Below are 4388 nucleotides of genomic sequence, written 5' to 3'. Positions count from 1 at the left end.
AAATCTTGAATCAGCGAAAGAGCATGGTTGAACCTGTGTTTTCAGCATTGCGGGGAATTCAGGGTTTGGAACGTTTCCGGCGTAAGGGATTATTAGCGGTAAAGCTCGAATTTACCCTGCATGCAATGGCCTATAACTTATCAAGAGCGGTTGCTCTGATATTATGGATGATTTTCAGTCTATTATTTGTACAAACTAAAATCAGAAAAAGAGAAAATCTGCACGGTGGGATATTGTTGAAAAAAAAATTCCACCCCTTTTGCGACAGCCTCTAGAGAGTTGGGAGAACGATGAAGTTCAATCTCAAAATGCTGAATAATATTTTCTAGTGTAATAGGGCGTTGATTGTCAATAAGTGCCACCACTGCATTTCCTATAACATGCGGGATCATGCTACTTGCTAGTTTCGCCATATTGCTACGCTCTTTTTTCTTCACATTTTCAAGCCGTTTTTTAATTGATTCTTGATCCATGAATGCCTCATTTAAATTTTAAATCGTCAGTATGTTAGTAGAAAAAGCGCGACCCATCGGGTGCTAGAACACCGGACAGGCCGCCAACACACAGAGGATACCTGTGAGTCAACCGTGGCGCTTTCCGTTCTCGAGAACAGGAAAGAGTCTACACGAATTTCCATTAGTGAAACAGGCTTACAGACAATGCAGCAACATTTTTTACCGATACTGCCCTGGATAGGTGGTAAACGGCGGCTGGCAAAACAGATTTTACCGCGCTTCCCTGCACATACTTGTTATGTGGAGCCCTTTTGTGGCGCGGCGGCACTTTACTTTATGAAATCACCCAGCCAAGCAGAGGTGATTAACGACATCAACGGCGAGCTGGTCAATCTCTATCGGGTGCTGAAACACCATCTGGAAGAGTTTATGCGCCAGTTTAAATGGGCGCTGGTCAGCAGGGCGATGTATCAATGGTTGCAAATGACCCCGACCGAAACCTTAACCGATATCCAGCGTGCAGCCCGTTTCTATTACCTGCAAAAACAGGCGTTCGGCGGCAAAGTCGCTGAGCACACCTTTGGCGTGACCACCACCACGGGGCCACGTCTGAATCTGTTACGGATGGAAGAAGAGCTGTCGTTGGCTCACCTGCGATTGTCACGCACCACTATAGAACAGCTGGACTGGTCAACCTGCATTGCCCGTTATGACCGCCCGCACACGCTGTTTTATTGCGATCCGCCGTATTGGGGCACTGAGGGGTATGGGGTGGATTTTGGTCTTGACCAATATGAAAAACTGGCGGAGATGGGACGAAACCTGGCGGGCATGATGATTATTTCCGTCAATGATATTCCTGAAATTCGGGCAGTGTTTCAGGACTTTGCGATGGAGAGTGTACCAATTCGCTATAGCCTCAACAGCAATCAGCCCACCCAACGGCGTGAGCTGATTATTACCGTTAAATAATCCCCTTCGCGCCAACGAAGGGGGAAGGCTTAAGCTCGCTGACGAGTGGCTTTTTTCTCGGACAAGGCTGATATCGTGCGCTGGACAATATCCCGTGACTCACTTGGAATATGCCTAAACGCTGTCAATAAGTTAGCCTCTTCCTCATCACGCACCACATCGAGCGCACTGGCTTCATCACTGCGCTCACCGGTCATAACATAAAGAAGATCGACTCCTAACGCTTTCGCCGCGATTAAGTAGCCTGCATCAGGATGACGTTCGCTTTTTTCGTAGTTGTACTGGGTGAGTTTTTTGACCCCACAGCGTTCGGCGAAGATTTCTTGGCTAAGTCCCAACCGCAGGCGCTCTGATTTGAGACGGTCTCCTACCCCTTCCAGCGTTAATGTCACCCACTGCTGAGTATCGAGCGGATCCTGTTCATCGCTCGTAGCGATCGTAGAGGTTTTGCCAGCCAGTTGCTGACTTAACTGTTGTAACTGCTTTTCTTTTTCTGCTACCAGTTGCTGACTGCGTTTAAGCGCCGCTTCATCTTTACGTAGCGCGGCCTTCAACTCCCTCACGGACATACGGTCGACATCGTCCAAAGTCAGACCAGCAATGGTGCCGCCTTCGGCGAGTTCAGCGAGTTCTTCATCATCCTGGGTCATCAATTCAAAAAGCTTTGCTTTTCCTAATCCGGCCAACGTAGGCCGTTTTCCCATTAATTGAGGCGATAAATATTTTAGTGACGCTTCCATCATCCTCCGCGCTGTTCTCTCTGCCAGCCCTAATTGCTCAGTAACAATTTTAGTAAACTCGCCGTGCGGCTCATTTTCTTTGATAATGATGAGTCGCTTGCCCGCCTCCAGCATCGCCTCGGCACTTTGCGCCATATAGAAGCGCGCTTCATGAACAATCCTCTCCCTTTCATAGGGTAGCCCGTCGCCAAAACGCGCCATCACCTCCTGTTGGGCGCTGTTTTCTGTATTTTTTTCAGGGTATTCAATTGCCCCCCACCCCCCCCGCAATCGTGATATTGTCCGCTGTATTCACAGACAGGGCAGTTGCGGTTTTTTTCTTTGCCATACAGCTCTCCTTTCAGGTCGATAACGACCCGTGGTTTTTCATTGTGATAAAGAATATACAAAAACAAACAAAAAAGACTTTACATTATTTTGCATGTCATTGTATATTTATTTTTAACTTTTTATAACGGAGATAACACCATGTCACTACAACATCCCGCCGACTTTAAGCGCAGTTTTTATGATCGCGTTTATCAGGAYTACCCGACSGTGGCGGCGTGGGCGCGCCAATCCGGYTTCAAACCCTATCAGGTTTACATGTTGCTTGATGGCTCYTGCCARGGCTGGCGCGGRGAAGSCCGYAAAATYAAACAGGCRATTGAACAGATMATGGGYTCCCCCATGCCATCGGGYMAAAAGCGCCATAAAAAATAACATTCRCCYGTTTCACTGACGGTAWCACAATTTCCATTAATGAAAAAGAGGCATYCGATGAAAAACACCTTATTACTGCAYCCTTCTTCACGCACACGGCGRGCGCTRCGTATYTTGAAAGCGATGAAAGGGCATTACCGCGAKGGTYTGTCYAATAARGCACTGGCAGMRCTTACCAAAGACTCMSCKGCCAATATCAGTCGTACCCTGCCGTTTTTASTGGAAGARGGSATGRTTGAGCRGCGYTTYAATGGGAATTACGSCYTGAGTGAAGAATTGATACAGATTGCCMTKGCCTTTTTTGATGAAACGGAACGGGCRCAAATCAAGATGGCCGAAAGACRTGGGCGCTGCGTAGCMTCAYCGTCAAAAYCGTAAGAGGAAAMAATMATGGGTAGAAAAGCGTTACCGATGCCGGCTGATATCACCCCCGAGCAACCGTTGACACCGGATTTAATGAACAACCTTAATGCCCTGGCTGAACATCAGCAGGCSATTATGGAYAAGTACGGCGAAGGCTTACCCTATCAGCGCGAGCGCATTGTGCATGAAGCGCGCTTCTATATGGCGCAAAGTGCCGAAGCCATGCTGGAGGCAGGAAAGCGACTGATTATTATCAAGGAGAATGAACCACATGGCTCCTTTAAAAATATTGTTACAGATCAATTGGGTTTAACCACAAGTACAGCACAAAGAATGATGCAGGCCGCATTAAAATATTTATCACCAACTCTAAGTACAAAGAGCCCAACGTTGGGTTGTTTGGGAAAGGCAAAGCTTTTTGAATTAATGACCCAGGACGACGAAGATCTCGCCGAACTCGCCGAAGGTGGCACCATTGCTGGGCTGACGCTAGATGATGTCGACCGCATGTCAGTCAGGGAGTTGAAGGCCGCGTTACGTAAAGATGAAGCGGCGCTTAAACGCAGCCAGCAACTGGTAGCAGAAAAAGAAAAGCAGTTACAACAGTTGAGTCAGCAACTGGCTGGCAAAACCTCTACGACCGCTACGAGCGATGAACAGGCTCCGCTCGATACCCAGCAGTGGGTGACGCTGACGCTGGAAGGGGTGGGAGACCGCTTGAAGTCGGAACGTCTACGGTTGGGACTGAGCCAGGAGATGTTCGCCGAACGCTGTGGTGTTAAAAAACTGACCCAGTACAATTACGAAAAAAGTGAACGCCATCCTGATGCCGCTTATCTGGTATCCGCTAAAGCATTGGGGATTGATGTTAATTATTTGATCACCGGCGAGCGCAGTGATGAAGCCAGTGCGCTTGATGTGGTGCGCGATGAGGAGGAGGCGGAAATGTTAACAGCTTTCCGGCATATCCCTAGCGAAACCCGCGAGGTGGCTAAACGCACCTTGACGGCAATGGCAGAGAAAAAAGCCGCCCGTCACCGAGCTTAACCTTCCCTATCAGGGGCCGCGAAAGGGATTATTTAACGGTAATAATCAGCTCACGTCGTTGCGTGGGCTGATTGCTGTTGAGACTATACCGAATCGTGACACTCTCCAT

General features: G+C 48.4%; 3 protein-coding genes and 1 pseudogene. 3 read left to right on the top strand and 1 reads right to left on the bottom strand.

Annotated elements, in window-relative coordinates:
• On the top strand, positions 1-275 hold a 275-nt coding region (locus CBG25_RS21110), incomplete at its 5' end, for a transposase (protein ID WP_290607940.1).
• 384 nt (positions 276-659) lie between these two features.
• Positions 660-1427, top strand: a complete 768-nt coding sequence (locus CBG25_RS21105) for a DNA adenine methylase (protein WP_290609014.1) — start codon at positions 660-662, stop codon at positions 1425-1427.
• Positions 1428-1870: 443 nt separating this feature from the next.
• Here CBG25_RS21105 and CBG25_RS21100 read toward each other — a convergent pair.
• Positions 1871-2374, bottom strand: a pseudogene (locus tag CBG25_RS21100) (DUF3102 domain-containing protein); the annotation flags it as partial.
• Positions 2375-3259: 885 nt separating this feature from the next.
• Between CBG25_RS21100 and CBG25_RS21095 the strand changes: the two are divergent.
• The gene (locus CBG25_RS21095) at positions 3260-4279 is read left to right on the top strand and encodes a helix-turn-helix domain-containing protein (protein WP_290609013.1); all 1020 of its coding nucleotides are present in this window, start codon (positions 3260-3262) and stop codon (positions 4277-4279) included.
• Positions 4280-4388: the final 109 nt, after the last annotated feature.

It is taken from the genome of Arsenophonus sp. ENCA, assembly GCF_002287155.1.
Taxonomy (GTDB): Bacteria; Pseudomonadota; Gammaproteobacteria; order Enterobacterales; family Enterobacteriaceae; genus Arsenophonus; species Arsenophonus nilaparvatae.
This window is presented reverse-complemented; position numbering and strand designations above follow the sequence as displayed.

Excerpts from the sequence above, each read along its gene's own strand:
- CBG25_RS21105 (WP_290609014.1), top strand. The coding sequence starts at position 660 with ATGCAGCAACATTTTTTACCGATACTGCCCTGGATAGGTGGTAAACGG.